At 68.4% G+C, this 22,092-nt stretch carries 23 protein-coding genes, 1 tRNA gene and 2 pseudogenes; 12 read left to right on the top strand and 14 right to left on the bottom strand.

The window, feature by feature from the left end; all coding sequences use genetic code 11:
- Positions 1-76 precede the first annotated feature (76 nt).
- Positions 77-1,024, top strand: a complete 948-nt coding sequence (locus ABZS51_RS01175) for a hypothetical protein (RefSeq protein WP_355434531.1) — start codon at positions 77-79, stop codon at positions 1,022-1,024.
- 5 nt (positions 1,025-1,029) lie between these two features.
- Positions 1,030-1,821 carry a MauE/DoxX family redox-associated membrane protein gene (locus tag ABZS51_RS01170; protein WP_310707475.1) on the top strand — a complete coding sequence of 264 codons (792 nt, stop codon included), beginning with the start codon at positions 1,030-1,032 and terminating at the stop codon, positions 1,819-1,821.
- Between the two features lie 100 nt (positions 1,822-1,921).
- Here the strand turns inward: ABZS51_RS01170 and ABZS51_RS01165 are convergent, their stop codons facing one another.
- Positions 1,922-3,103 carry an ATP-binding protein gene (locus ABZS51_RS01165; protein ID WP_355434528.1) on the bottom strand — a complete coding sequence of 394 codons (1,182 nt, stop codon included), beginning with the start codon at positions 3,101-3,103 and terminating at the stop codon, positions 1,922-1,924.
- Between the two features lie 297 nt (positions 3,104-3,400).
- On the opposite strand from ABZS51_RS01165, the gene ABZS51_RS01160 reads away from it, so the two are divergent.
- The gene (locus ABZS51_RS01160) at positions 3,401-3,859 is read left to right on the top strand and encodes a MaoC family dehydratase (protein ID WP_310707473.1); all 459 of its coding nucleotides are present in this window, start codon (positions 3,401-3,403) and stop codon (positions 3,857-3,859) included.
- A 3-nt stretch (positions 3,860-3,862) separates the two neighbouring features.
- Here ABZS51_RS01160 and ABZS51_RS01155 read toward each other — a convergent pair whose 3' ends face one another.
- Genes ABZS51_RS01155 through ABZS51_RS01135 form a run of 5 tightly spaced genes read right to left on the bottom strand, consistent with a single transcriptional unit; the run spans position 3,863 to position 7,169 of the window.
- On the bottom strand, positions 3,863-4,138 hold the full coding sequence (locus ABZS51_RS01155; protein WP_310707472.1) for a hypothetical protein: 276 nt from the start codon (positions 4,136-4,138) through the stop codon (positions 3,863-3,865).
- Complete coding sequence (locus tag ABZS51_RS01150) at positions 4,135-5,688, bottom strand: radical SAM protein (protein ID WP_310707471.1); 1,554 nt, start codon at positions 5,686-5,688, stop codon at positions 4,135-4,137. Before ABZS51_RS01150 ends, ABZS51_RS01155 begins: the two co-directional genes overlap by 4 nt.
- On the bottom strand, positions 5,685-6,416 hold the full coding sequence (locus ABZS51_RS01145) for a prolipoprotein diacylglyceryl transferase family protein (RefSeq protein WP_355434524.1): 732 nt from the start codon (positions 6,414-6,416) through the stop codon (positions 5,685-5,687). The genes ABZS51_RS01150 and ABZS51_RS01145 overlap by 4 nt, the downstream gene beginning before the upstream one ends.
- Position 6,417: 1 nt before the next feature.
- Positions 6,418-6,822 (bottom strand): hypothetical protein, encoded by a 405-nt coding sequence (locus tag ABZS51_RS01140; RefSeq protein ID WP_355434521.1) that lies wholly within the window; start codon positions 6,820-6,822, stop codon positions 6,418-6,420.
- 17 nt (positions 6,823-6,839) lie between these two features.
- Positions 6,840-7,169 (bottom strand): hypothetical protein, encoded by a 330-nt coding sequence (locus ABZS51_RS01135; protein ID WP_355434518.1) that lies wholly within the window; start codon positions 7,167-7,169, stop codon positions 6,840-6,842.
- 152 nt (positions 7,170-7,321) lie between these two features.
- On the opposite strand from ABZS51_RS01135, the gene ABZS51_RS01130 reads away from it, so the two are divergent.
- The gene (locus ABZS51_RS01130) at positions 7,322-7,792 is read left to right on the top strand and encodes a hypothetical protein (protein WP_355434516.1); all 471 of its coding nucleotides are present in this window, start codon (positions 7,322-7,324) and stop codon (positions 7,790-7,792) included.
- A 155-nt stretch (positions 7,793-7,947) separates the two neighbouring features.
- Here the strand turns inward: ABZS51_RS01130 and ABZS51_RS01125 are convergent, their stop codons facing one another.
- Complete coding sequence (locus ABZS51_RS01125; protein WP_355434513.1) at positions 7,948-8,592, bottom strand: response regulator transcription factor; 645 nt, start codon at positions 8,590-8,592, stop codon at positions 7,948-7,950.
- Positions 8,593-8,710: 118 nt separating this feature from the next.
- Positions 8,711-10,075, bottom strand: a complete 1,365-nt coding sequence (locus tag ABZS51_RS01120; RefSeq protein ID WP_355434511.1) for a histidine kinase — start codon at positions 10,073-10,075, stop codon at positions 8,711-8,713.
- Between the two features lie 157 nt (positions 10,076-10,232).
- Between ABZS51_RS01120 and ABZS51_RS01115 the strand changes: the two genes are divergently transcribed.
- Positions 10,233-10,778, top strand: coding sequence for a hypothetical protein (locus ABZS51_RS01115; protein WP_355434508.1), 546 nt, complete (start codon positions 10,233-10,235; stop codon positions 10,776-10,778).
- 56 nt (positions 10,779-10,834) lie between these two features.
- A tRNA-Arg gene (locus ABZS51_RS01110) sits at positions 10,835-10,907 on the top strand.
- 154 nt (positions 10,908-11,061) lie between these two features.
- Here ABZS51_RS01110 and ABZS51_RS01105 read toward each other — a convergent pair.
- From ABZS51_RS01105 to ABZS51_RS01095, 3 genes are all read right to left on the bottom strand, one after another.
- Positions 11,062-11,730, bottom strand: a complete 669-nt coding sequence (locus ABZS51_RS01105) for a hypothetical protein (protein ID WP_355434505.1) — start codon at positions 11,728-11,730, stop codon at positions 11,062-11,064.
- Positions 11,731-12,041: 311 nt separating this feature from the next.
- The gene (locus ABZS51_RS01100) at positions 12,042-13,283 is read right to left on the bottom strand and encodes a site-specific integrase (protein ID WP_355434501.1); all 1,242 of its coding nucleotides are present in this window, start codon (positions 13,281-13,283) and stop codon (positions 12,042-12,044) included.
- Positions 13,283-13,465, bottom strand: a complete 183-nt coding sequence (locus ABZS51_RS01095; protein WP_355434498.1) for a helix-turn-helix domain-containing protein — start codon at positions 13,463-13,465, stop codon at positions 13,283-13,285. The genes ABZS51_RS01100 and ABZS51_RS01095 overlap by 1 nt, the downstream gene beginning before the upstream one ends.
- Positions 13,466-13,564: 99 nt before the next feature.
- Here ABZS51_RS01095 and ABZS51_RS01090 point away from each other — a divergent pair.
- The 4 genes and pseudogenes from ABZS51_RS01090 to ABZS51_RS01075 all read left to right on the top strand — a co-directional run.
- Positions 13,565-13,777, top strand: a pseudogene (locus ABZS51_RS01090) (transposase); the annotation flags it as partial.
- Between the two features lies 1 nt (position 13,778).
- The gene (locus tag ABZS51_RS01085; RefSeq protein ID WP_355434496.1) at positions 13,779-15,008 is read left to right on the top strand and encodes a hypothetical protein; all 1,230 of its coding nucleotides are present in this window, start codon (positions 13,779-13,781) and stop codon (positions 15,006-15,008) included.
- A 5-nt stretch (positions 15,009-15,013) separates the two neighbouring features.
- Entirely contained in the window at positions 15,014-15,769 is a 756-nt protein-coding gene (locus tag ABZS51_RS01080) for a hypothetical protein (protein ID WP_355434493.1), read from the top strand.
- On the top strand, positions 15,766-16,212 hold the full coding sequence (locus ABZS51_RS01075; protein ID WP_355434490.1) for a hypothetical protein: 447 nt from the start codon (positions 15,766-15,768) through the stop codon (positions 16,210-16,212). Before ABZS51_RS01080 ends, ABZS51_RS01075 begins: the two co-directional genes overlap by 4 nt.
- Before the next feature lie 814 nt (positions 16,213-17,026).
- Here the strand turns inward: ABZS51_RS01075 and ABZS51_RS01070 are convergent.
- On the bottom strand, positions 17,027-17,428 hold the full coding sequence (locus ABZS51_RS01070) for a nuclear transport factor 2 family protein (protein WP_355434488.1): 402 nt from the start codon (positions 17,426-17,428) through the stop codon (positions 17,027-17,029).
- 156 nt (positions 17,429-17,584) lie between these two features.
- Between ABZS51_RS01070 and ABZS51_RS01065 the strand changes: the two genes are divergently transcribed.
- A complete protein-coding gene (locus ABZS51_RS01065; protein WP_355434485.1) occupies positions 17,585-18,130 on the top strand; it encodes a helix-turn-helix domain-containing protein in 546 nt (181 codons plus the stop codon).
- 61 nt (positions 18,131-18,191) lie between these two features.
- On the opposite strand, the pseudogene ABZS51_RS01060 reads toward ABZS51_RS01065, so the two are convergent.
- Positions 18,192-19,697 (bottom strand): annotated as a pseudogene (locus ABZS51_RS01060) (ISL3 family transposase).
- A gap of 821 nt (positions 19,698-20,518) precedes the next feature.
- Here ABZS51_RS01060 and ABZS51_RS01055 point away from each other — a divergent pair.
- Complete coding sequence (locus tag ABZS51_RS01055) at positions 20,519-21,286, top strand: hypothetical protein (RefSeq protein ID WP_355434482.1); 768 nt, start codon at positions 20,519-20,521, stop codon at positions 21,284-21,286.
- A gap of 212 nt (positions 21,287-21,498) precedes the next feature.
- Here ABZS51_RS01055 and ABZS51_RS01050 read toward each other — a convergent pair whose 3' ends face one another.
- On the bottom strand, positions 21,499-22,092 hold the full coding sequence (locus ABZS51_RS01050; protein WP_355434479.1) for a hypothetical protein: 594 nt from the start codon (positions 22,090-22,092) through the stop codon (positions 21,499-21,501).

Below are 22,092 nucleotides of genomic sequence, written 5' to 3'. Positions count from 1 at the left end.
TTGCTCCCTTATGCGGTGTCACCCCCACACGACCGGCCAAGACGTGTGAATCTATAGGCGACGAGAAGGGGTAGGCATGGGCCATCCGAGCGTTGACAGGCGCAGGCTGCTCGCCGCCGCGGCACTGGGCCGGGAGCCCGGGGTGCCGGGTCCGGCCCTGGACGAAGGCGACCCGGTGCACGCCGTCACAGGGGAGATCCGCGACATCAGCCCCCATCTGGTCCTCGTCGAGACTCCCGACGGCCAGGAGGAGCGCCTGGTCATCGCGCCCTGGGCGACCGCCTGGCACGGCACCGACACCACGCCCGCCGACCTGCCCATCGGCGCCCGCGTCGTCATGCGGGCGCTGCGCGAGGGCAGGCTCGTCGAGCGGATCTGGGCCGGCATCACCCGCATCACCGGGACGATCCTGTCCGTGGAGGGGCGCGGGGACCTGGCCGTCGAGCTGGCCTGCGGCCCGCACCGGGGCCGCCGGACCATCACCGTCCCGTACCGGGCCATCGGCCGGCTCCAGGTACGCCACCCGCGGCTGGAGCCCGGCTACCTGTTCGACGCGATCGGCGTCCAGCGCGAGGGCGGCTGCCTGGCGCTGCTGCCCGCGACCTCGCAGCCCGCCTACCCGGCACGCGCCGTCCCCGACCCGCCGCCCGTCTACGCCGGCACCCAGCAGCGCGTCTCCGGCGCGGCCACCTGGTCCGACGCGTTCGACGAGGGGGAGCGGGGCTTGGCGTACCCGATGATGGAGCGTTCCGACACGGGCTGCCCGGAGGCCGAGGTGTCCTGCGCGGGCCTGCCGTACCTCGCGATGGGCTCGCTGGTGCAGGTCCGCAACCTGTGCGCCGAGCGCTCGGCCAACGTGCCGGTCGTCGCCTGTGGCTGCGTGGCCGGCAGGTTCTGTGACCGTTGCGTCGAGTGCGGCACGTCGCCCCGCGGGCGCATCGCCGAGCTGTCGCCGACGACGTACGTGGAGCTCGGCGGCGACCTGGTCAAGGGTTGCTTCAACGCTCAGATCGGATTGGGGTGACGCTCGTGCTGGCATCGCAGCAGCCGGTGCTGATCGTACTGCTCGTCCTCGGGACGGTGGCCAAGGTGATCACGGTGCGCTCCGGAGGAGAGCCGGGGGCGCTGTCGCGGCTCGGCCCGGCCGTCCTGGTGCCGGGGCGCATGCAGGCCCCGGCGCTGATCGTCTGCGCCGCCGGCGAGCTGGTGCTCGCCGGCGGGCTCCTGCTGACCGGCCATCCGGTGTTCCGCTGGGGCACGGTGACGTTCTTCACGCTGTCCACGTACGTGCTGCTGGAGCTGCGCAGACGCCGGCCCGACGCGGGCTGCGGCTGCTTCGGCGAGGTCAGCTCGGCGCCCGTGGGACTCCGCTCGGTCGCGAGGACCGTCGTGCTCACCGGCATGGCCGTCATGACGGTGTGGGCGGAGACGCCGGGGTGGGCGGTGTTCGCCCGGCCGTCCTGGCACACCTTCGCCGGCCTCGTCGTGCTGCTCGCGCTGTCACCGGAGCTGGAGGAGATGGTGGACCGGCTGCGCTACCGCGCTCCCTGCGAGCAGCGCCGCGGCCCCGCCGAGGGCGTCACGCTGTCGAGGCTCAGGAGCAGCGGAACGTGGCGGGCCCACCAGGCCGAGCTCGCCGCGGCGGAGCCGTACGACAGCTGGCGGGAGCTGTGCTGGCGCTTCTTCGCCTTCGACGGGCAGGGCGACCGGGACGTGGTCTTCGCGGTGTACCTGAGCGGGCGCCGGCCGGTGGTGCGGGCGGCCGTGGTCAACCGCGAGGACAGCGGCTCCATGCCGGAATATACGCACGTATCGGCCTGACACTAGACAGCCGTAGATTTCCCACGACAGCTTGATGTAGCTCTATTGGGCTGTCTAGCTTCCCCACTAGACAGCCCAATAGAGGATTAGGGGATGCCGCTCAGATCGGCTGAGCCCGCAGGAACCTCCCGAAATGCGGCACCGTGAACGCGATCAGCCCGCGCTCGGCGCTGTAGATCAGGCCCTTCTTGATGAGGCTGTCGCGCGCGGGCGACAGGCTGGACGGCTTGCGGCCGAGGGCGTCTGCGACCTCGGCGGTCGCGACCGGCTCGTCGCCGATCTGCGCCATGGCGTGCATGTAGTCGCGCTCGGCCGGTGTCGCCCGCTCGTAACGGCTGCCGAAGAAGCCCACCGCCAGCTCCTCCTCCGCCTCGGGGGCCGACACCTGCACGTCCTCCACCGTGATGGGGCTGCGCGGCGCCAGGTCCCAGGCGACCTTCCCGTACGCCTGCACGAAGTAGGGGTAGCCGTCGGCCGCCTCGTAGAGCGCGTCGAGGGCGTCCTGGGTGAACTCGACCTCCTCCTCGCGCGCCGGCAGGATCAGCGCCATGTCGGCGGCCTCCCGGTCGAGCCGGTCGATGCGGGCGTAGCGGAACAGCCGCTCGGAGTAGCTCTTGCTGGCCGACAGCACGCTCGGCAGGTGCGGCAGCCCGGCGCCGACCACGATGAGCGGCCCGCCCGACTGGGACAGCTCGTGGCAGGCGGCGCACAGCGCCGAGACGTCGGAGGCCGGCACGTCCTGCATCTCGTCGATGAACAGCGAGATGCCGACGCCCAGGTCGGTGGCCACACTCGCCGCGTCGACGAACAGCTCGGTCAGGTCGATCTCCAGGTCGCCGGAGTCGGCGCGGCCACGGCTGGCCGGCACCTCGATACCCGGCGACCAGTGCGAGGTGCCCTTGGCCGCGGCCGGGTCACGCATGGCGAACGCCTTCAGCACGCCGAGGAACTCCTCGATGCGCTCCGGCGCGCGGTGGCGCGGTGCCAGCTCGCGGACCGCCATGTGCAGGGCGGCGGCGACGGGACGGCGGATCGACTGCTCGGGCCGGGCCTCGATCTTGCCCGTGCCCCACAGCCGCTGCATCGCCATGGACTTGAAGGTGTTGAGCAGGACCGTCTTGCCGACGCCGCGCAGCCCGGTGACGACCATGCTGCGCTCGGGCCGGCCACGGGCCACCCTTTCCAGCACGACCTCGAACTGTTGGAGCTCACGGTCACGGCCGGCGAGCTCGGGCGGACGCTGCCCGGCTCCGGGGGCGTAGGGATTGCGTACAGGGTCCACGCTCTCGGACTTTATTGCCGGATATAGCGGCCGTCGTAGATTTGCGCAGAAAGCCGTACGGCGTGTCCGGGCAGGGGCGGTCGCCGTCATCGTCATCGGACAGACCCCCCTCTCACCTGGCCGAACCCCTGTTCGATTCGACATCCAGAACTGTAGCGCGGACTCGAACGCCCGTGCGATGCTTTCGGGTAAAGATCTTCGCAACAGATCGGCCCGAGGCTCTTCGGCCCGGCGTCCGGGGGCGTACGGACTGTTGGACTTGGCAGCCGTCCCGCCAGCGCAATAGCGTTCACCCCCATGCGGACCTTCGCGAACGTACATGAGCTCAAGGCGGCCGTCGGCGAGACGTTCGGCCCGACCGAGTGGCGCACGGTCACCCAGGAGCAGGTCAACCTGTTCGCCGACGCCACCGACGACCACCAGTGGATCCACGTCGACGTGGAGCGGGCCAAGAGCGGGCCGTTCGGCGGCACGATCGCCCACGGCTACCTGAGCCTGTCGCTGCTGCCGTCGTTCATGTTCGAGCTGGTCAAGGTCGAGGGCATCGCCATGGGCGTCAACTACGGCCTGAACAAGGTCCGTTTCCCCCGCCCGGTGCCGGTCGGGGCGCGGGTGAGGGCCTCGGGCGAGCTCACCGACGTCAAGGGCACGCCCGCCGGCTACCTGTCCAACCTGAAGATGACGATCGAGGTCGAGGGCGAGAAGCGGCCGGCCTGCATCGCGGAGACGCTCAGCCTGTACGTCCCCGCCGAGTAGCCGTCACCGCAGGGACAGGACGATCGCGACGACCGCCACCGCGCCCAGGAGTCCCAGGTAGGCCAGCACGAGCCGGGTGTCCCGCAGCAGGCACTTGCTGCGGGTCAGCCCGGCCCGCCGCGCCTTCCAGTACCCCGCGAACCCCAATCCGGCGAACCCCAGCACCGCCCACGGCCCGAGCAGCCACGCCAGCAGCGCGACCGTCGCGTACACGCACAGCCGGAGCGGATCGTACGGCTCCGCCTTCTTCACGCCGGGGTCATCGGCGGCGGCCTTCACGTGAGCACCTCCAGCGGCAGCCGGGTCCGGGGCTGCGACGCCACCGCCGACAGCCGCTGCGCCGAGAGCTGCGGCCACGCCTGCACCGCGCAGAACGGCGCGCACTGGTCCTGCTCGGCCCGCGTGCCCACGTGGACGCAGCACTGCGTGAGCCGTTCCTCGATCATCGTCGAGATGTCCATGAACGGCTTGATCGTCAGCCGCACCACCCGCTCGCCCAGCATCCGGCGCAGCTTCGCGCGCCGGCCCGGCAGCGCCGACGAGGCGAGCGTGAGCAGGGTGGCCACGCCGAGGTCGCAGTTCTCGCAGATGTCGCGCCACAGGTCGCCGATCCGCGGGTGCGACAGCGACGACTGCTCCGACAGCAGCCCGAGCAGCGACTCCTGTACGGCCAGCCGCAGCTCGCGCGGGATGTCGCTGTCGGCGATCCGGTTGGAGACCAGGCCCAGGTTGGCCTTGAGGCGGTCGTGGCCCATCAGCGCCACCAGCGACTTCCACTGCCGCGAGTCGTCACGGATCAGGTAGCCGACCGAGCAGCAGTGCGGGTGCGAGCAGGGCAGCGCGGTCAGGTCGCGCCACGTCACCAGCCCACGGGTCTGCGGCCCGAGCCGGCTGAGCACGCCGGTGTGGGTGAGCCGGTCCATCGGGTCGATCAGCGCGGAACGGCCGGAGCCGAACTGCGGCTGCAGCGACACCCCGCCCACGAACGGCGTGTCGAGGGCCAGCCGCACCACGTCGCCGATCTCGCCGTCGTTGACGCCGAGCGCCGCGGTCATCACCAGCGTGGTGAAGATCTCACGCTCCGACAGCCGCCGTACGGCCTGCTCCTTGAGCCGCCGCAGGTCACCGCCGCGGTGGTGCCGTGACGCCTCGGCCGAGCTCCCGTCGTACTGGAGGTAGACCTCGACGCGCTCGCGGTGCTCGGTGAGCAGGTCGAGCAGGTCGTCGTCGCGGGCGACGAGGACGCCGTTGGTGTTGATCAGAATGCGGGTGACCGGCCGCTGGGTGAGCTCGCGCAGCAGGAGCGGGAGCTCCGGGTGCAGGGTCGGCTCGCCGCCGCTCAGCATGAGCACGTCCAGCCGGCCGTTCTCGCGGGCCAGGCGCTGGTCGACGTTGGCGAGGACGTCCGCGACCGGGACGATTCCGCTCAGGTCGGGCGAGCTGTCGGCGAAGCAGGTCGGGCAGCGCAGGTTGCACGCCTCGGCGATGTCCTCCAGCAGGATGCACGTGTGCTGCGTCTGCATCTCCGGCAGACCCTGGAGGTATGCGGCGGGGATCGGCGCGAAGTTGCCCGACACGTCCGGGACGTGCTGCTTGGTGGGAGCGGTCCACTCCTCCAGGTACGTCAGGATCTCGGGGTCCTCGTCGTACAACGTCCGGACCAGGCCGTGCTCGCGGCACCCGCGCTCCAGCCACACCCGGCCGTCCCGGACCGCCAGGTAACCGCTGAGCCGCTCCACCCGCTCCAGTTCCTGGCCGTGACAGTGCGGGCAGAACGCGTTGACGTACCTGAGGATGCGGTCGCCCCGCAGTCCCATCCCAGTGCTCATGACCTGACCTTTCGCCGGAGAAGCGCATCGTAGCGGCCGCGCCGCCAGCCGTACCCGACCCGTACGGCCAGCAGGAGCAGCCCGGGGACGAGGAACCACTGCGGCCGGGTCAGGTCGAGCCACACGGTCTCGTTCGCCCGGGTGAACTCCACCAGGAACCGGAAGACCGCGTAGCCGGCGAGGTACAGCGTGAACAGCTCACCCGGCCGCGTCACCCTGTCCCGCGCCCAGACCAGCGCGCCGTACGCCACGAGCTGGAAGATGATCTCGTAGACGAACGACGGGTGCATGGCCTGGCCGGTCAGGCAGCCGGGACACTCGGGGGTGGCCGGGGGAGCGTGGACGCCCCACGGCAGGTCGGTGGGCCGGCCGGGGGCCTCGGTGAGGTGGCAGCCGATCCGCCCGACGGCCATGCCCAGCGCCACCGCCGGGGCGAACAGGTCGCCGGTGCGCTCCTGATAGCCGATGATCCGCTTGGCGATCAGCACGCCGGCGTACGCTCCGGTCAGGCCGCCCAGGATGCTGCGGGAGCCGTACAGCCACAGATCCTGGAGGTCGAGCGTCTCCATCCAGCCCGCCAGGCGCATCCCGATGGCGCCGCCGACCAGCGCGCCGGTGACGGCCACCAGGGACTGCTCACTGAGCGCGCCCCGCCGCCGCGCCTCCCGTACGAACACGACGGAGGCGACGAGCACCCCGAGCCCCACGAAGATCTCATGCAGCGGCATGTCAGCCGTACAAACTCGGGTTGAGGCCGGTGCAGTACCCGGCGGACACCATCGACCACAACGCCCAGCCGATCATCAGCCCGAGCCCCAGCCCCGTCGCCCACGGCCGCCGTACGAACAGCAACCCGGCGCCCGCCCCGAGCCCGACCAGAGCCAGCGCGACGGCGCCGACGGCCATCCACGGCGTGCCGCCGTTCCGCCCCATGGCGGCGAAGAACATCAGGAGGCCGAGCACGACGTTGACCAGGCTGTAGAGAGCCGCCCCGGCGAACGCCAGCCCGATGACCAGGCCCGGGGACCCTTCCCGGGGCGGCTTCGGGGGAGGCGGCCACGCGCCGTACGGCGGCGGCCCGTGCTGGTACGGTCCATCCGGCGGCGGCGGTGGCGGCGGTGGTGGTGCGCCCATCCTCAGAACACTCCCCGCTACGAGTAGAGATCCGGGTTGAGCCCCGTACAGAACCCGGCGGACACGATCGAAGCCGACGCCCACCCGATCATCAGGCCCAGCCCCAGCCCCAACGCCCACGGCTTACGCCGAAGCACCAGCACGACTCCGCCGCCCAACGCCCCGAGTGCCAGGAACGCCGCCCCGACCCCCATCCCGGCCGCGGACCCGACGCGCAGCACGGCCAGGCCCACGACCACGTTCACGATCCAGTACCCGAAGGCGCCCGCGAAGGCCAGCCCGACGATCTGCCCGGTCTGTGAGGGTGGGGGTTGGCCCGGGGAGGGCGGAGGCGGAGGAGAACTCACGACGGCCAGCCTACGGGCCACTCCCGACAGGAGATAGGCCGTCTGTCTTCCGGCTTCCGGTCCGGCCGTCGAGCGCTCAGTTTCCACTCCCCGAACGGTCAGTACTGGGCACGCTGATTGCAGCCACCCGAGCGAAAGCCGAGGAGCAAGACATGAACCCGAACCTCCAGCCCGCGCCGGCCCTCCTCGCCCCGTTGGCACCCCTCGTCGGCCGCTGGACCGTCCAGACACACGTACCCGGCCTCACCCCCGCCTGGAGCGAGTTCAGCTGGGCCGAGAACGGCCTGTTCCTCCGCCAGGTCTCCGACATCGACGAAATACCGGAATCCGCTCCTCAGGAGTGGCGGGAGCACGCACCCTTCCCCACCACCGTCCTGATCGGCCTGGACGACGCCACGGGCGAGTTCACCATGCTGTACGCCGATGCCCGAGGTGTTCACCGCGTCTACCGGATGACCTTCATCGACGGCATCTGGCGCATCTGGCGCAATGCCCCCGGCTTCCACCAACGCTTCACCGGCACCCTCCAGGGGGACGCCATCGACGCCCAATGGGAGTTCTCCAAGGACGGCACCGCCTGGAACGTCGACTTCACCCTCACCTACACCCGTACAACCACCTGAACCCACGGGCCCTGCCTTCACGGTCCCCCGCCTTCACTGACCCCCGCCTTTGCGAACCTCCGCCTGTGCGAACCTCCGCCTTTGCGGTCCCCCGCCTTCACGGTCCCCCCGCCTGACCACCGGCCCCCGGAGCCTGCCAGAGAAGAGGTGTGACGTCAGACAGCCGGCCCTTCCCCCTCATAGGCGGAGTAGTAGATCGCCGCCTGCACCCGGCTTCGCAGGCCCAGCTTGTTGAGCACCCTGCTCACATGCGTCTTCGTCGTGGCCTCCGCCATGTCGAGCTCCTTCGCGATCTCCGCGTTGGACAACCCCCGGGCCACGCAAGCCAGCACCTCCCGCTCCCGAGGCGTCAACCCGGCCACAGCCTGCCGATCGCGAGGCGGAGGCAACCCCGCGAACGCCGAGATCAACCGCCGAGTGACCGCCGGCGAAATCAGCCCATCCCCCCGAGCCACCACCCGCACGGCCTCCACCAGCCCGTCGGCATCGGTGTTCTTCAACAAGAACCCCGCCGCCCCAGCCCGAAGCGCCCCGAAGACGTACTCATCCACATCGAACGTCGTCAAGATCAGCACATCGGCGACCCCGGCCAACTCCCGAGTAGCCGATATCCCATCCAGCCGGGGCATCCGCACATCCATCAACACGACATCCGGCCGCATCTCCCGAGCGACCGCCACCGCCTCCTCCCCGTCGGCCGCCTCACCCACGACCTCGATGTCATCCAAACCCCCCAGAATCAGCGCAATCCCGGCCCGAACCGCCGCGTGATCATCCGCCACCACCACTCTGATCGTCATCCACCCACCACCCACTCGCCCCGGCGATCCAGCGCCCACATGACCCACTCGCCCCGGCGGTCCGGCGCCCACACCACCTGCTGGACCCGACCGCTCGGCGCCCGCACCCACCCCCCGTTCACGCGGAGACCAACCCGGTGGGCAGCACTGCCTTCACCCGCCACACCCCAGCCGCATCCAACCCGGCGGTCGCCCTCACAGCCGAGGCACCAGCTCCGACGACAGCCCCGATCTCACAAGATCCACCTACCAGCGCAGCCCTCTCACGCATCCCGACGATCCCCGCCCCCGACCCCGGCAACCACACCTCACCCCGGCGAAGGCCCACCCCATCACCCGGCTCCTGTTCCGTACCTCCACCGACCCCAACCGCAGTCCCCGAACCATTGCCGGTACGGGCGACAACCCCAGCCCCCGAACCATTGCCGGTACGGGCGACAACCCCAGCCCCCGAACCATTGCCGGTACGGGCGACAACCCCAGCCCCACTCGACCCACGGACGGGATTGTCGACGATCACCGTCACGCACCCAGCCCCATAACCCAGCACCACCTCGGCCGACCGCTCCCCATGCTTCAGCGCATTGGTCAACGCCTCTTGCAAGATCCGATACCCCGCCAGATCAACCGAGGCCGGCAACTCCCGAGGCTCCCCCTCGACCCGCAACCCGACCTCCATCCCGGCCCGCCGGGCCCGCTCCACCAAACTCTCAGCGTCCGCCAGCCGAGGCCGCACGGCGTCACCACCACCCCCGCCCGCGCCTCCACCTGGACCTTCGCCACTGTCCTGCCGTAACAGCCCGATCATGGCCCGCATCTCAGCCATCCCCTTGACGCTGTTCTCCCGAACCGACTCCATGACCCCCCGCACGGTCATCGAATCCAGATCTTTCCGGGACAGAACGGCCGTGGCCTGAATGGCAATGGCGCTGAAGTGGTTGGCCACCATGTCATGCAGCTCCCGCGCCATCGCAGCACGCTCACTCGCGATGGCAGCCTGCCGATCCAACTCCGCGAGGCGCGCCACCTGCTCCGCCCGAGCCCGCTCGGCGGCGGCCTGCTCCCGCTGCTGCCGCAGCACCATCGCCGTCGTAACCGGCGAAATCAGCACCAGGCCGGCCTGCACCGCATAAACGGCCGGCAACCGCCAGTCCTCAGTCACAAACCACGTCAACGCCCCGACCAACACGGCGAGACAACACGCAATCCCCAGCAACCACCGCGAGAACCTCGCCGGCCCATACAGCGCCGCAGCGTAGATGTTGTCCGTATAGATCAACAACGTAGGCAGCGAAGGCCCCACGAAGAGGTCCACCACCACACCCAACGTCCCCAGCCCCAACGCCCCGAGCGGTGTCCGCCACCGCACGGCGACGCCGGCGCACGTCAACGCCAGCGGAACAAGGAGCGCCCACTCATCCGCCCCACGGCGAAGGTAGGCGCCACCCGCGACGAGCAGCGCCCCGCACAGGAACGCCGCCACGGCCCACAGCCCTGCTCTCCGCATGCCCCCATCCCACCACCTCGCGCCGCCAAGCCCCTCCCCCCTCGGGCCACCTGTGGATACACCCTTCGATGTATCCACAGGCTCCTATCCCCTGACGATGTACGACGCCCTCGTCCCCGCCACCATGGAAGTCGTGATTGTCGCCATCCTCATCGGCTGCGAAATCGGCTTCTGGCTTCTCCTCGCCCTGGGCCTGGCTTCCCGATACCTGTGGAAGCGCCGGACCCTCAGCACCGCCCTGCTCCTGTGCGTACCGCTCCTGGACGTGATCCTGCTCACGGCAGCCGTCATCGACATGAGAGGAGGCGCCGTGGCGGACATCAGACACGGCCTCGCGACCGCCTACCTGTCGTACTCGATCGTCTTCGGCCACCGCACGATCCGCTGGGCCGACGCCAAGTTCCACCACCGCTTCGCCGGCGGCCCCCCACCGCCACGCCCACCGGCGGGCGGCATGCCCCGAGCCCGCTACGAATGGGCCCTATGGCTCCGCATAGTCCTCGCCTACGCCCTCACCTGGGCCCTCGTCCAAGCCCTCATCTGGCTGGTAGCCGACCCGACACGCACGGACCCCCTCCTCGCCTTCGTCGGCGGCCTCCTCAAGATCCCCCTCATCGCACTGATCTGGCCGGTCAGCTACACCCTCTGGCCCCGCAAACCCGAGTCCGCCAGATCCTGACCCCAAATCCGGTTCGAGGCACAGCCGAAGGTCCGCTATGCTTGCTTACGCAGCGAGCGGCCGTAGCTCAATGGATAGAGCATCTGACTACGGATCAGAAGGTTGGGGTTTCGAGTACCTCCGGCCGCACAGCAGATCAAAGGCCCTTCAGGATCATCCTGGAGGGCCTTTTTCGTGGCCGTACAGCAGCGTTGTACAGCAACGTCGCCTCACACAGCCGGAGTCCGACGCACGCAGCAGGCCCTGCGCCCTGACCCCCAGGGGCGGCCACCGACGACCCTGCTCAGGCGCCCTCGAGGCCTTCCCGGAGGCGGCGAACCCACTCCGCAGGGAAGACCAGCTCAAGCCGCTCTCTACTGATTTCCAACATCCCCTCCTTCGCCAACGGAAGGAGAGCGCCGTCCTGAACGGCCTTGTGATTCTCGGGGGCCGGACAGATCAGGACGGCGAGGATCTGGCACGTCCGTTGCAGATCCTCGATCCCGGTGGCTTGGATCATGCTCATCATGGGCTCCCACGCCGTTCGTACAGCAAGCCCCACCAGCGGTTCGAGGAGAGGGCTGCGTCGATCGGTCTTTCGGGACTGCATGATGGCCGTCGTCACGTACTCCGGTATTTGGTCCATGGTTTTCGAGAACTTCTCGATGGCCTCGGCCAGGGTGGCGAGGAGGTCGCACCAGAAGTGATCGGCAAGTCGTCTTCTGGCCTCTCGTGGCTTGCTGCCGCCGAACCTCTTATCGAGTTCCTCGATTACGGGGCCGGTTAGGACGTCTCCGACTTCCTGGATGCGTTCGATCGTGTCAGGGTTTTCGGCTAGCCAGTCGACGAGATCGGCTGTGGCGCTATCGGTGGCGGCTGCCTTTCTCCGGCTGGATGGCTGTCGTCGTCCGATGGGCGGTGGTGCCGCCGCCCATCTGCGGTCGCTGTCGTCTCTCGCCTCTTGACGAGCCACGGGGGAGGGGTCACGAGCCAGCAAGAGGCTGTGGGTCCAGCCATGCTGTGCCCCGCCGCACGCGGAACATCCACATTGATGCCCTTTGGCCCGTTCACAACTCACAGGGTGCGTCATTCGCCCTCCGCTACGTTCGGGAAAGTGAACTGGCGACTCGCTGGAAGCCCTATTCCTTTGAACCACATACGCCGAAAAGCGAAATGGTCGCCGTAGTCAGTCCGGCATGCCTATTCGGCTATGAGAAGAGGTCGAGAACGAACAAAGCCCCTTTAGGGTGATTCCAAAGGGGCTTTGCGGTAGCGGAAGATTTGTTATGTCTCGCTTGAGCGGTCGAGGCTCTGATCGAGCCGGTCGAGTGCCTTGCGGGTTTCCGGGCTGGGGATCTGGGTGTAGACGTCCATGGTCATCGAGATCTGCGAGTGCCGCAGGATACGCATAGCCACGCGCGGGTGGACGTCGAGGGCGGCCAGGAGCGAGGCGCAGGTGTGGCGGGTGTCGTGTACGCGGATGCGCGGGACGCCCGCGTTGCGGCAGTGGGTTTCGAAGGCGCGGTTGAAGTTGCGCGGTTCGATCGGTGTGCCGGTTCGAGTGGTGAAGGTCAGGTCTGAGGGCTTCCATCTGTCTCCGGCTGCTTTGCGTGCCTCCTCCTGGACGCGCTGGCGGTGTCGGAGTGCGGAGACGCAGAGGCCGAACAGGGGGAGGGAGGCCGTCGAGTCGTCTGTCTTGGTCGTCTCGCGGTGGAGTAGCCGGCCACCGACCCTGGTGAGCTGGCGGGAGATCCAGAGTTGTTCGCCGCCCAGGTCCACGCAGTCCCAGGCCAGGCCGAGGACTTCCCCGCGGCGCAAGCCCAGGACGAGAATGAGCACGTAGGCCGCGTAGAGCGGGTCATCAGCCTCTCTGAGGTGTTCGAGGAACTTGCGGGCCTCGTCGACCGTCCACACTGCGTGCTGGCGCTTCTTCTTGGTCGTGTTGGGGCTTGGCAGCGTGGTGAGCGATGCGACGTTCTTCGAGATCAGTTCCTCCCGCAGGGCGTGACCAAGGGCGGACCGCAGGACGCGACGGATGCCCGCGATGGTGCTGCGTGATGGGTAGCCCTTGCAGCACTTGCCGAGCGAGCAGCACCGCCGCTTGTGTTCGGGCCGTTTGTGGTCCTTCTTCTGATCGCAGCAGGTGCAGAGGGTGGGCAGGGTGTTCAGCCAGGCTTGTACGTCTCGGACGGTCAGCTTGTCCAGGCGCTTCTTGCCCAGGCCGGGGACGATGTAGAGCCGGACGAGCGGCTCGTAGGCGACATAGGTCGTCGGCTCACGGTTGGGCTTGATCACTTCTTCCAGCCAGCGGGACAGGTAGGCGGTCATGGTGGGGTTCTTCGTCGGCACCGGTCCCTTGCGGGACTGTTCGTGCAGGGTGAGCCACTTCTCGTGTGTCTCCTCGCGGGTCTTGCCGTACGCCCACTTACGGGTGCGCTTGCCCTCCGGGGTGGTGACCCAGACGTAGCCCGCCCAGCCGTCCTTGTAGGGGAAGATCGAGCCTTCCCCGTTCGAGCGCTTGCCCATCAGGCGACCTCCTCACAGAGTCGGGCGACGTAGGTGTCGAGGGCTGAGACCGGGATGCGGCGGCAGCGTTCGCCGATGACGATCGAGGTGATCTGCTCGGAGCGGATGAGGTTGTAGAGGGTCCAGCGGCTGACCTTGAGGATGGCCATCGCCTCGGGGACCGTCAGAAGCTCACAGCTCATGAGGACTCCGTTCGAGGCGAGCTCTGGACTTCCCCTTCTAGCGTGGAGACCTGACCTAAGGAGAAGGTTGGGTCGTGGGAGAGACCAGACGCATTCGATCCGGAGTTTCGGGCGGGCGCGGTGCGCATCGTGCGGGAGACAGGAAAGCCGATCGCGCAGGTCGCTAAGGATCTGGGCATCAATGCGGGCACGCTGGCCAACTGGGTGCAGATGGACCGACTGGCCCGCGAGCAGGACACCAACGGTGATGAGCTGGCCGAATCCGAACGGGAGGAACTCGCCCGGCTGAGCCGGCAGTACGCACCCGCATGAGGTGCTCGACCAGCTCATCCACCCCAACGTAATCGTCGAGCAGTTGAACGGCAGGCGGTCCGGTGCCCGCAAGAACGACAAGCCCTCGGTCGGGGTCTCCCTGGTCGGTCGGCTGCAGCGACTATCCACCGACACCTGCTATGCCACAGCGGCCCGTAGTCTCCTCCACCGGGTGCCCGGGCTGAAGGTCCTGGTGGTCAACCCCCGGTTTCTAGCCAAGTTGCAGCACACGTTCACCAAAGGCCAGGTGACCGACCCGGTGCTGCAGGGCACTACGCCGGGCCTGCTGGAGATCGACCTGCCGGGACCTACCGACCTGCGACGCATGATCGTCGAGACCGTACAGCACCATCTGCAGGACTATGACTGGTCCGATTCCATCGCTCGCACCGGAATCCAGGAAGCGCTCGTGGCGATGACCATGCGGGTGCACTACGCCGACGGCCGCTCCGAGACGGTCGTGGTGGTCATCGACGGCCAGTCCCGTCTGGTGTCGGCCTGGCGCAACATCCTGGGCATCGTGCCTGGTACGAAGCTCACCAAAGAGAAGGCACGCGAGTACGCGGAGCAGATCGCCGGACGCATGTTTGCCCACGATGCGGTGACGCAGGCCCGTACGACAGTCAACACCGCCCTGAAGACCGTCCAGACCCACGGCTGGTCCGCGCGCGAGATTGTGCAACTGCACTCCCACCTCGCCCCGGTCAACCTCGTGCTCGGTACCTTCGACCGCTCCGGCCGGCCGTGCGACACCACCCAGTGGTTCACCGAGTTCCTCACCCAGATCCACCTGCGCACTCGGCCCTGGGGCGGAGGCAGCGACCGGGAGAAAGCTGTCGCTGACGCATTGACCGCCGCCGACCGTGCCGGAAAGCTCACCCAGGCCCAGGCCGCCGCCCTCTCTGGGCGCCTGCACGGCGAGGACTTCACCCGCGCCACCTCTCTGCCCTTCCACCCGGCCTACGCGCGCGCCGCCCTCATCGAGGCCGTCTTGTCTGCCACGGCGGGGCCGATGATCCGCTCCGCTATCGCCGAGGCCCTCTCGCTCGACCCCCATGACCCGAAGTTCCCGCGCAAACTCCTGGAGGTCGTGGCGATCTTCGCCACTCGCTTCCTACGCGCACAGGAAGGGCAGGCCTTCCCATCAGTTGTGCATACCTGGACCGACGGCGGGGCAGTCACCAGGGAGATGTGGGCCCGCGTCGCCGTCGGCCAGGACGCGTCACCCTGACCCGCTTGGCCCCCGCCCACCTCGACCTTTCTCCGCAGGACGCGGCGGCCGTCGCTGTTGTCGAGTTGCGCAAGCGCGCCGAGGGCGACGAGGCCGCGCGTGCCGAGCTCGCGCTACTCGGCGGTGACGCGCTGATCGTGGCTGAGGCACTGACCCGCGACCGAGGGTCCAAGGAGAAGCTGACCTCCGACACCCCCCAGGAGCAGTACACCCCGTATCGGGCCAAACCTCACACCATCATCGCCGCGCTCAGCGCCACCGCGGCTGGCCGCCTAATGCCCGGAGCGGCCCTGGCTGACTGGGTGAAGCGGGTTACCGGCGAACCTGACACCTTCGCCCTCAGCTTCACCGTGCCGAAGGTCCGCCAGAACCCAGGCGGCAACGCAGAGATCGTCACCCGGTTCGAGGTTCCCGATCGGGCCCTGGAATGGGACGTATTCGACACCGCGCTGTTCGGCCTGCCAAGCAGCCGTCGCGCTGACATCAAGACCCGACAGGCCGCCGCGCGTGCCAGGAGCACCTCCAACAGCGACACGGGCACTTCATCGCTGGAGACACTCCAGACTCAAATCCACGCCATCGGGCTGACTCTGGAGAAGATCCTCAGCAGCGACTTCCCGCCGCGCTTTGCTACCGAGGCCCAGCGGGACGAACTGCAGCAGTGGGTGCATAAGCTCGGCGCCGACGTGGGGAAGATTCTCTTCGAACCGCCCCCCGTCGCCGGTGACGTGTACGCCTATCCTGAAGACGGCGGGAAATGAGCGGCGGCTGGGTCCTCGGCTCAGGTCTCGCCGACCGGGTGGCCCGCATCCCCGGCGAGTACCTGGCCGTGGTTGCCGGTGATCTCGGGCGGTGCGTGTATCCCCTGCGCGCGGGCGATGGCCGCTGGACGGTCCAGGCGCTGCCGTTATGGTCGTCGGCGCTGTATGTCGCCTTGGGCCAGGGTCGGCACTGCTTGTACACCGGCATCGTGCAGCGCGGCACCCGCGAGCAGCCGGACATGCGAGGGTTGCGCGAGCGTACCGCGGAGCATTACCGCAACAACCAGCCGTACCAGATGCGCGCCACCTGGTGGTACCTGTGGGTAATTCCGCTGCACCACGGAGTGCTGCGAGAGGACCTGGAAACGTGGGAGACCACCGGGCGCCGGGCTACGGCCTGCCCGCAGACCCGCAAGAGTAGATTGCTCCGGGCCGTCTCGTAGCCCGGCAGGTCTGAAGCTGGCCCTCGTGTCGCTGACGCAGGGGGCGAGGCTGGCGCGCGGGCAGAAACATCAAAGGGGCGGTGCGGACACCGCCGATGCATCGCCGAGCGTCATCCCGCCCCCTTCACGAGCATGTCGATCACCTCGGCGGTGCCATGGTGACGCGCTGCCAAGAGGGAGTCACCAGTGTGGACGGACACAGGTTCCTCCCGGTATACGGACATGGCGATCCTGGCAGACGGACAAAAGTTCTCCCGGCTCACGGTCACCAGGAAGCTGGTCTGGCGGCCACACCAGGGTCTGGATATCGATCATGATGACCAGCCAGAACGCCCTACGATCGCCATGCGGTGGCCGGAGTCGGAACGTGGCTGGGGGCGATCGGCGCCGCAGGGCCTCCTTCGTCGGCCCCACGGCATCGAGCACGGTCTCCCGGACCCCAGACGCGGAGCCGGACCGCGATGACGAGCGCATAGGACCCCACCCGGTACGGGAGTCGGCCCCTCGGGCAATGAGTCCGGCCGCCGGGATTTTCGGGGCCGTCTGCCTGGAGTGCCAGCGCCCATCTGGAAGGGCTGTTAGGTGGTCTTGAAAGTGCTGTGTGGTGGCCGTTGTTTGTGCTGGTGGGTGGCCAGAGCGTGTGCTGGTGGGCGGTCAGGGGGTGCCGGTAGGCGGCCAGTGAAAGTGCAGGTCCGGGGGTGGTGTCACCAGGGCCAGAGGTTGTCGGTTTTGGCGGAAGGCTGAAGGGAGCAGCCTCGCGCCCCCGGGGCGGTGGTCTGGCCCCGAGCCCCCGGACCAGGCCACCGCTACCTGCTCAGGCGGACAGCGCGGTGGCCAGCTCGTCGAGCCGCCCGAAGACCCGAGCCATGCCCACGTGATCGACATAGTCGCGCGACTCGACGATGACTCCGTCCCGCACCCGGACCACGAAGATGCACGGCACCGCGAAGTCCCTGCCGTCCACCGAGCCGACGTAGCTGAACTCGTAGATGACCACCTCGGGATCGGCGGTCTCGTGGATCCGGCCCACCGGCTCGAACCGTTCGACCTCCCAGGCCGGCCCGTCGGAGAAGTGGTGCCGCAGCTCGGCACGGGTGCGCAGCGGAGTGTCACCCAGCGGCGCGAACGGATGCCGGACGTCGGTCTCTTCGGCGTACAGACTCGCGAGACGGTCGAACTCCGCCTCCTTCTCCTCCTTGCTCAGACCACCGGCCATCACACGGCTGACCCCTTCGGCGACGGCACGGACGACATCGGCTGGTGAAGACGGCACAGCATTCCTCCAGAACTAATCGAAGTCCAGACTTCGGTAACTGTACCGAAGTAGCTACTCCGGTTAAAGTCTCTACCAGAACCGAAGGAAAGGGACCGGATGCGCCAAGACGCCCGAGAGAACCGGGAGCGGATCCTGGCCGCCGCCGAGGAGGTCTTCGGCACCCAGGGCGCGGCCGGATCGACCGAGGAGGTCGCCCGACGGGCCGGCGTCGGCCACGCCACCGTCTTCCGCCATTTCCCCACCAAGGAGGAGCTGATCGAGGCGGCCCTCCTGCGGCACTTCGACCGCCTCACCGACCAGGCCCTCGCCATCGCCGCGACCCCAGACCCCGCGACAGGCTGGCGCACCCTGCTCCGCACGATGATCGAAACGGGGACCACCAAACTTACCCTCGGCACGATGCTGCCCGCGAAGCCCTCCACCGCCGCCATCGGCGCCTCGGACCGCCTGAAGGCCGCCGTCAGCGAGGTACTCCGCCAGGCACAGAACAGCGGAGCCGTACGCCCCTCCGCCACCGTCGAGGAGGTCTATCTCCTCATCCGCGGCCTGGCCCAGGCGTCCGCGACCATGCCACCCAACCCCGAAACCCTGTCGCGGGCCATCGACATCGTCCTCTCCGGCCTCTCCCAGCCGGCCGCCTAGGCCCGGGGGACTGTACGGTTTTTGGCTCTGGCTCGTAATCGGTGGTGGCGCTGAGTGGTCTTCATCGCAGCAGGATGCGGTGGCGCAGAAGGTTGAACCCGGCGCGGCCGTGCATCTGGCGCATGATCCTCTTCGTGCGGGTGTTGACGCCTTCGGTTCGGCCGTTGTGGTGCGGGAGGGTGAGGGCGGCGTTGACGGCGTCGCGGTCGAGTTCGAGGCCGTTGACGAAGCCGTGCAGGTGGGGCAGGTCGGCGGCTCGCACGGTGGTGATCCAGGTGGTGAGCTTGTCGTCGTTGCCTTCAGCTGGGGTGAGGAGGGCGGCGAAGTCGCGGACGTGATGGGCGAGGGCGGTCAGTTCGGGGCAGGCTGCGGTGAGTTCTTGCATCAGTTGGGTGTCGCTGTCGCGTAGCCGGTCGGGCCGGGTGAGCAGGAGGCGCGCCAGGCGGCGCGGGGTGATGACGGGCCGTTCCCCTTCAGCCCGCCCCTGGGTGATGTAGCGGTAGAGCAGGTTGAGGCTGCCGGTGTAGCCGAGCTCTTTGATCTCTCGGAACAGCTGCTGAACTGCAACAGCCGGGTCGGCGGCGCGCCGCTGCCGGAGGTGATCGCGGTAAGGATCAACCACCGTGGGCCGGTAACGCGGAGCGCGGCGCAAAGCCTCGGGCTTGTGGGTGCGGGCGTAGCACTTAACGGTGTTCAGGGACAGATTCAGGCGGCGGGCACACTCCAGCAGGCCGACGCCCCGCTCCAGAAGGTCGTGGATCTGCTGCCAGCGTTCGCGGGTACTTTGTTCGCGCACGCCGGCGGGCCGGGGCGGGTTGACCGTGGCCCAGCAGGCGCTGTGGGAGCGAACCTCGGCCAGGGCCTTGTCGCAGAAATTCACCTACAGGTGCCACCGGTCCCCGACCTGCACCGCATTTGGCAGAGCACGTCGAATCGCCTCGCCGTAAGCGCCCGACCCGTCGCGGCAGACGATCTCAGCCCCAGGATGGGATCGCGGCCACCTCTCCAGCACATCGGCACCGCGGCCGGGCAGAACATCGATCCGCTCGCCAGTCTCGACGTCGATCAGGATGGTGGCATACCGGTGCCGCCGCTTGAGCGCGAAGTCATCGACGCCCAGCACACGCGGGATCCGCAGCGCCGGCAGCGGTAGCCGCTTCAGCAGTCGCAGCGCTGTGGACCTCGAGATCGTGACGGCCAGGAGCGCCGAAAGCCGAGCACCTGCCCGGCCGGCCAGTTCTTTGACCACCGCGCCCAACTGGCCGGTGAGCCTGCTCGTTCGACGCTGGTAGCGCTCGAGCAGCCCAGGAACCTGCTCACGAAACGTCCGTCGAGGGCATCCCCACGCCGGGCAGAGCAGACGCCGCACCTGTAGCGACACCACCACCCGCCGCCCATCGACCGGGACATCGGTGACCGTCCGACTCGCGTAGCCGTGCACCCGACCGGTCAGCGCCCCACACATCGGGCACGGCACCGGCTCGTCGCGCGTGCGGGCCATGACCCGAATAAGGTTGCCCTCGTCCTCTACTGCCTCGATGACCAGGGCAGACAGACCTGCAAACACCACACCTGCAAGATCGTCGATCTTCAGCACGGACCAGCCTGGCAGGGATCACTCAGCGCCACCACCGATTACGAGCCAGAGCCATTTACTGGACACTCCCGCTGTCGGCAGGCCGCCGACCAGCACTTTCACGTGTCCGTTAGCACTGGAGCCCATGGCCGTCTACCAGGATCGTCAGTGACCGCCGATCGGGGTTTCCTGATGACCGCTAACAACCAGCCCAGCGAATCTTGCTAACGTCGGTGCTAACGACGTCCCTGGACACCGGTGTACGCCCCCGGAAGTTGCTCAAGCCGGAGAAGCCGCTGAGCAGGTGCTTGTGACAGCGGTAGACATCCTTGGACGATCGCGAACTGGCTGCGGATCAGAAGGTTGGGGTTTCGAGTACCTCCGGCCGCACAGCACGTCAAAGGCCCTTCGGGATGATCCCGTAGGGCCTTTTTCGATCTCGTGCAGCAGTGACTCACAGCAACGCCTTAACTCTCGGATCCGTCAAGCCGCTGGTTGGGCCGGTCGAGTGCCTTACGGGTCTCCGGCGACGGGATCTGCGTGTAGACGTCCGTGGTCATCGAGATCTGCGAGTGCCAGGATGTGCATGGCGATGCGCGGGTGTCCGTGGAGGGCGGCGGGAGGGAGGCGCAGGTGTGGCGGGTGTCATGCACGCGGATGAGCGGAATGCCCGAGTCGTGGAAGTAGTTCTCGAAGGTCCGGTTGAAGTTCCTCGATTGAGGAAGTACGCAAGATCTGGGGCTGTGTCCGGAACTGGCCGTGGCTCCGCATCACTACGTGCAGCTGCGCACCCCTTCCGCGACAGGCAAGCGGTGCAGGCTGTCTCCGCCGACGACCCCGATCAGGCCGGATACCTGGTCCACCTCGCCGAGGCGCTGCAACTGTGGTCCAAGGAGGCCGAGGCCCTCCCACCGAGCACCCCGACCGGGTGGGAACCGCTGTCCAACCTCGCGTACGCGTTGCTGCAGCGAGCCATCCGGACGGAGGCGCCTGAGGAGCTAGACAAGGTCGTCGCCCTGTGCAGGCAGATCGTGCAGATCATCCCCGTTGGCCACCCTGATCGGGCCAAACGCCTGTCCAACCTCGCCGTCGCGCTGGAGATGCGGTACGACCTGGCCGGAGCGTCGGCAGATCAGGATGAGCCGGCCGGACGTGGCCTGGGGTTGGCGTGGAGCGGGACGTTCCCGCACGGGCGGGTGCGGTCGGTGGACCACGTCACCTTCCTGTCCGACCTTTCGGGACAAGATCGACAAACGTGCACACTTTCTAGATCAACAAGCGCTACCGTGGGGCCATCCAGACGGCGGCGCGTGCGCCGCCCATCGAGGAAGGACCATGTCTTGCGACAGAAAGCCGCACGGTTCGGCGTGACCCTTGCCATGGCCGGCACTCTCGCCGCCGGTGTCCTCGCCGCCGCCACCCCGGCCAGCGCCACGGCTACGGGCTGGGCCCCGTACCAGGGCTACCGGACCCTGCAGAACTGCGTCTCGGCGGGGACCGCCAAACTCGTCATGAGCGGGTACAAGGAGTACGACTGCCGCTGGGACAGCCCGTACTACATGCTCTGGCTGAGGAAGTAGCCGCGGGCGCGGTCAGGGGTTCCGCTCGCTGAGCCGGCACGCAGGAGATGGCCGCCGAACTTCCGTCGTCGCGGCCGGCGTAGACAGGCTGCGACGACGCTGCGCGCCGGTGCAGGAGACGAGCTTTGGGACGCCGAGCGTCTCTCGAGGCTCCTCCGCCGGAGGATCACTCCCATCGAACTGCACGAGGCGGGGGATTGGCGGAGTGATGGTCAGCTCCAGGTGGCGCGTTTGAGGACGCCTGACAGGCCGTGCGTGTTCCAGGCGTCGACCACCAGGATCTGGGAGGTGGACAGGAGCCACTCCCGCTGGGTCCATTTCGCCGTCGTGCGGCCCGTGTCGTTCGTCACGCACCTGTTCGGCCAGGTGGTGTACTGCGCCTTGTGGCCGGGGCCGACCTGGCGCAGGCCCCTGGAGGTGGCCTTCTCGCCCGGGTACCAGCTCAGCTTGGAGTTGAACGGGCAGGGGATCACGCCGCTGAAGGGGTGGAACTGTCGCTTGCCGGTGTAGGTGATGGAACCACCCCCGACCGGGACGTTCTTGTACGCCTTCGGGCCGAAGATCCAGAAGCTCTCGCAGCCGGGGGCGAACGGCTCCGGCTTCTTGCAGAGCGAGCCGGTCACCACCACGACCGTGTCCCCCTTGCGGTGCACCTGCCAGTCGGCGGGGATCTTCAGCGTCATCCCGCGGAAGGACAGGGTCCTGGCCTGCTCGGCGGACGAGTCCGGGGCGGCCCACGCGGCCGAGGTCCCGGCGAGTACGGCGGTGGCCGACAGGAGGGCGAGGGCGGAGAGTCGCTTTCTCAT

Source organism: Nonomuraea sp. NPDC005501 (genome assembly GCF_040605905.1).
Taxonomy (GTDB): domain Bacteria; phylum Actinomycetota; class Actinomycetes; order Streptosporangiales; family Streptosporangiaceae; genus Nonomuraea.
The sequence above is the reverse complement of the archived record's forward strand: the minus strand, read 5'-3'. Positions and strand labels throughout refer to the sequence as shown.